This is a genomic window from Paraburkholderia sp. NMBU_R16 (genome assembly GCF_013282575.1).
Lineage (GTDB): Bacteria > Pseudomonadota > Gammaproteobacteria > Burkholderiales > Burkholderiaceae > Trinickia.
The window spans coordinates 1-4,288 of the sequence record NZ_JAAAYE010000128.1 but is presented as its reverse complement, the minus strand read 5'-3'; the positions used below and the strand labels follow the sequence as shown (position 1 = coordinate 4,288).

The following is a 4,288-nucleotide window of genomic DNA, read 5'->3' as shown; positions in this document are numbered from 1 at the left end:
CGGTGGTCTCGCTCGACTCGCAATTGGGAATTGAAGGACGAGGTCTGGCTCAATCCGGAGCGTGCGCCCCGAGCCGAATTAAAGCAGTGCGCATGATGCGACGCGACAACTACGTTGACAAACACCGCTTCTGGAACAAGCTACCTAGCGCCTGCTCCTGGGCGATGATTCCCGCTGCTGCTATTTCGCCTATCAAGTCGTAGTGCTGTTTCCTTGCCCTAGCCATACGTGATACAGGAGCGCTTCTATTAATGTATCCATCGATAAGCTCGCTGAGCGGCAACACGAATGAGCCACGACTGTTCCTCATCTTGAGCAGAAAGATACATAAATCGCGTGCTCTCTTGCTCAGTTGGCTATTGATAATCGAAAGTTGCTCGATAAATCGGAAGCTATTATTCTGCGGCACAGGCAATCGTTGCTTGAACATATCACGCTTCTTAATGATTTCTCCGGTTTCCATATCGAGGTACGATTTAACCGATAGCCGCAAAGGTCGTTCTCTGATCTTTCTCCATCCCGCGGCCTTAAGCAACGGTAGGGGAACTTGAACTAGCGTCGTATCAGGTCCCCAAGGTACATATCGTGGTGTTGGCCGATACGCATACGTGGCGCGCTCGGCGTATTCTTTGTCGTAGAGCAATGGTCTCCTATGGTTTAGTCGAGCGAGCCGCTCTGACAGGCTGTGCAAGAGCCGTAGCGGCATTGCGACGGGCGGGGGTAGGTCGAATTGCGAGGGTCAATCGTCGCGACACCGACCGGTCTCATTTGAAATATCGCGAAAAGCAAAATTGCACTTTTTTCGAGGGTATTTCGGTCGGAATGGCTTGATAGGTAAGTAATCCGGCCGGAATCGACCCGTTACGAGTTGACAGGCTTTACAGGTAGCCCCAAGGGACTATCCGGCCACCCGATAGAGTCCTCCTCAATCTCGACGCCTGCCTCTCGGACTACATGCCGCCACAGTCCGGGAATCAGGTTCAAGCGGCAACTCTCGTTGTGCTTCTCCCATAGCTGGTTACGGACCTCGACCGGGCTGTTGTTGGCTTGGTACTGCCCGCCAGCGGTACGGACTGCCCCAAGCCGGAGGCGGCGCGTAAGCCGTCCCTCTTGCTTCGCCATGCGGTCGATAACGGCGAATAACGGGTTAGGTTTCTCGCCGCCTGCGGCTGTGGGAACTGTAGCCGGGGCTCGTGCCGCTTTGCGGTGCTCCGCATCGAGCTTATGCCGGATGCCCGCTAGCTGATCGGCTAGAAACTTATCTTGGTCGGTCCATTCCATACGCATCGCGAGAATGGCTTTAAGGTGTTGTGCTTTGGTCGTCATTTCCCAACTTGTTGAACTCCTCTTTGATCGCCTGCAACTCGGCCTTTGCGGAGGCGATGTCCTGTAAGTGACGCAAATTGCGCCGAATGTCCCATATGTCGGCGGCTAGGTCGCTGCGCTGTTGTCGAATAAATCGGCGAATGGCTATGACCTCGCTGAGATTTTCGGGATCGCAGCCGGGATGCTGTTTTGCGTAGTAGTCGGTGCACTTGGCGAGTGCGCGCCGTGCGTAGAGTCCCACGCCGCAGCGTCGGCCACTGCTGCGGTCTACGCGTTTCATAAACCCCTGCAATTGCTCCTTCGTTGGTGCGCTCTCAATGATGCGTAAAAGGCGCTCGATGTTTTCCGGCGCGAACTGTTCGAGAGGGGTACGGGGCATCATCTTTCCCTGTGCCGCGCGGTGTGGCTCCGTTGCCGCTGGCCGTGCTGATGTGCGCAGCGAAGCTGCTATGGCCGCCTCCAGTTCGCGCGCGTGCGCATCGATCTCGTCCTGTGTCGAGTTCGCGGTCAGATTGCGTCTGTGTGCCATGCTGCCTCCGTTGGGACGAAAGCAGCCATATTAGCTACTGCGCATTTGTGGCAACTTCGATCTCGTAAAGGCGTTGCGCTACGTCCGCGATATCGAGCCAATGTCTCGCACTCCGGAGCACGCGCGCCTCATCGTCGGGCCTACGGCGTTTCAGCCCGCACAGACGTGCGTATTCGAGGAGATCGTTTCGCCCGTCTCGGATACAACCCTGAGCCACGCAGAGGAGGTACCCCAGGCGACCAACGGCACAGTCCGCCGCGCGGCTAATGCGCTGGTCGAGTTCCAGAGCCGTCTTAGCCTTTACGACGCCGAGGTTACGACCATAGCAGCGCTCTAGGATATCAACGCGCAGGCTATCAATGCTTTTGCTTCTGCGCCTTCCATTGGATACGAGGTCCGTACGAATGCTGAGCGTACGCGCCGCCTGCAACAATTCGGCGCGACTCATTCGCGCCATCCGGCCACCAAGGCCCCGATATGCTCGGGCGCGACTTCCAGACGACGCGAAAGACATTCGAGCAAAACGGAGTCGATGCTGATTAGCAAGGGCTTTACGTCTTCTCCACTCACATCATCGAACCGGAGCGCGTTGCGGATGGTACGCTGCTGTAAGGCCGTGTGCATCCGGTGCGCCTTGCGCCTTGCATGCTGCCACAGACTCACGTCGAAATGGTCCGCCTCGCATTGCAAGCGGTCCCATGCACGCCGCGATAGCATCCATCGGGCTTCGGTACGTGTAGGCCTACGGGGGAAGGCTACTAGGCATAGTTGCTCTCGTCGCAGCGAGGCGGCGATCTCGGCTACCTCGGCGCTTACCTCTTGGGCCGTACGTCCTCGCCTATTCGTCATCCGCGCTCGTCCTCAATCTGTAGGCTGATAAGCCGATGCTGCGCAATCCCTTTGAGATGGTTATTGCGCGCGATAATTTCCCCGAGGCGCCTGATATCTGCGTCGAGGGCGGAAACGAGTGCCTTAAGCTCGGCCTCGTTGAGGGATTCATGCAGCACGAAGGGCAAGGGGCCATGTGCTTCCTGAGTGCGGGTATTAATTAGAACTCCTTATTTATAAGAGGGCGGCTCCCCGCCGCCCTGAGTGGTGAGCTATCAATACAGATTTGGGTGAAAGAAGGGCTTCAACGTGCGTGATGGCGCCGTGGGGCTCACATCGACTTGCGTCATGCCCGAGGGCTTCTCGGTTGCTCTCTTGCGTACAGCCTTGGCTTCCGTGTTATGTGCAATAACGTAGCAGTCGGCGTTACACGGAACGGTCACAACGGATAGCTCGTAAATCTCCGAGGCATCATAATTGATCCCCGTCTTGCCTTCCGATAGTTCTAGCGGGCGAAAGCCGATGCTAAGGCCTCGCAGTGCCCCGGCTTGGATTAATCCCCACGCTTTGTCAGCTTCTTCGCTAACACCGGGAGGAACAAGTTCCGCCGTTGCCAACAAGCCGTGACTCATGCGCTGCACGCGGGTCACTGTGCCGATGGGCGTCGAATGATCGTGCTGCAAAAGGAGCGGGAATGGGGTTTTGAACTTTGCGCCGAGGGGATCAATCACGTCTCCGCTACGGTCTACGGCGTTCGTGGTCGCCATGCCGGAGATAATACGGGCCTCGTTCAAGCCGCAAAGCCTTTCCGGAAGTTGTTGAACTGGTCAGCCGTCATAACGAGGGCTTTGGTTGACGCTTTCCCACCAACCGCGATGCTTACCATCGTTTTACCGGATAGCGTCGTTTCCTGGCGCTCGCTCAAAGCTTTTTGACGTGCGGCCGCGCTCATCTGCAAACCGTACATTCGGCCTAGCTTACGATAATCAATCATTCAATGCTCCGACGAGAGCGCCTATAATTTTTATCGCCTCGGCTTTTGCCCGGTCGTGAGCTTGCGCGGCAAGGAAGCCCCTATATAGGCTTTCGCGGTCCTGTTTGAGGCGGTTGGCCGCCGCTTCTTCTTCCTTTTGGCGAGTGCGTAGGGCATTGTCGAACTGCGGCTCCATACCGACCCGCATTGCTTCTTGCATGCCTTGAAAACCCCCCGCCTGCTTAAGGATTTCGATCTGGCATTTTGCCGCCTCCTCGCGGTGGGCTTTAATCTTCGCGTCAAGCGCTGCGACTTCCTGTGCGATCTTATCGGTGCTACCGCCGTTGTAGCGCAACGTCTGCATATTGCTCCGCGCCCAGATTGACACATGCCGCGCGACGTTATCCGCGCTGAAGTGGGACCAGTGCTCCGTTTGATTGAGTCGATGAAGAGGTTGAGGCGGCAGTGCAAGCGCTGCCTCCATAAGTTCTTTAATATCCAACGATGCGTATTCCAGGCAAACCGAACGCTCATTCCACGCTAAAGCGAACGCTGATTCCACGGTTATCCGAACGCGCATTCCACGCGCAAGCGAACGCTGCGGACGTGGCGATGCGGGCCTGAGCGTTTTT

At 56.8% G+C, this 4,288-nt stretch carries 6 protein-coding genes; 1 reads left to right on the top strand and 5 read right to left on the bottom strand.

All coding sequences use genetic code 11. The annotated features are described in order from the left end of the window. Positions 1 to 109 precede the first annotated feature (109 nt). Positions 110 to 463, bottom strand: a complete 354-nt coding sequence (locus tag GWC77_RS27010; RefSeq protein ID WP_173262352.1) for a hypothetical protein — start codon at positions 461 to 463, stop codon at positions 110 to 112. Between the two features lie 837 nt (positions 464 to 1,300). Next, positions 1,301 to 1,855, bottom strand: a complete 555-nt coding sequence (locus GWC77_RS27005) for a hypothetical protein (RefSeq protein ID WP_173262348.1) — start codon at positions 1,853 to 1,855, stop codon at positions 1,301 to 1,303. Between the two features lie 100 nt (positions 1,856 to 1,955). Between GWC77_RS27005 and GWC77_RS27000 the strand changes: the two genes are divergently transcribed. Beyond that, positions 1,956 to 2,192 carry a hypothetical protein gene (locus GWC77_RS27000; RefSeq protein ID WP_173262346.1) on the top strand — a complete coding sequence of 79 codons (237 nt, stop codon included), beginning with the start codon at positions 1,956 to 1,958 and terminating at the stop codon, positions 2,190 to 2,192. 766 nt (positions 2,193 to 2,958) lie between these two features. On the opposite strand, the gene GWC77_RS26995 is transcribed toward GWC77_RS27000, so the two are convergent. The 3 genes from GWC77_RS26995 to GWC77_RS26985 form a co-directional block, all read right to left on the bottom strand. Continuing rightward, positions 2,959 to 3,477, bottom strand: a complete 519-nt coding sequence (locus tag GWC77_RS26995; protein WP_173262343.1) for an HK97 family phage prohead protease — start codon at positions 3,475 to 3,477, stop codon at positions 2,959 to 2,961. Next, complete coding sequence (locus GWC77_RS26990) at positions 3,474 to 3,677, bottom strand: hypothetical protein (protein WP_173262340.1); 204 nt, start codon at positions 3,675 to 3,677, stop codon at positions 3,474 to 3,476. The genes GWC77_RS26995 and GWC77_RS26990 overlap by 4 nt, the downstream gene beginning before the upstream one ends. Further along, a partial coding sequence (locus tag GWC77_RS26985) for a hypothetical protein (protein ID WP_217283430.1) occupies positions 3,670 to 4,288 on the bottom strand: 619 nt, incomplete at its 5' end. The genes GWC77_RS26985 and GWC77_RS26990, both read right to left, overlap by 8 nt.

Bases quoted from the DNA above. Each gene is read 5' to 3' on its own strand.
- GWC77_RS27010 (WP_173262352.1), bottom strand. From the start codon at position 463: ATGGAAACCGGAGAAATCATTAAGAAGCGTGATATGTTCAAGCAACGA.
- GWC77_RS27005 (WP_173262348.1), bottom strand. From the start codon at position 1,855: ATGGCACACAGACGCAATCTGACCGCGAACTCGACACAGGACGAGATC.
- GWC77_RS27000 (WP_173262346.1), top strand. From the start codon at position 1,956: ATGTCTCGCACTCCGGAGCACGCGCGCCTCATCGTCGGGCCTACGGCG.
- GWC77_RS26990 (WP_173262340.1), bottom strand. From the start codon at position 3,677: ATGATTGATTATCGTAAGCTAGGCCGAATGTACGGTTTGCAGATGAGC.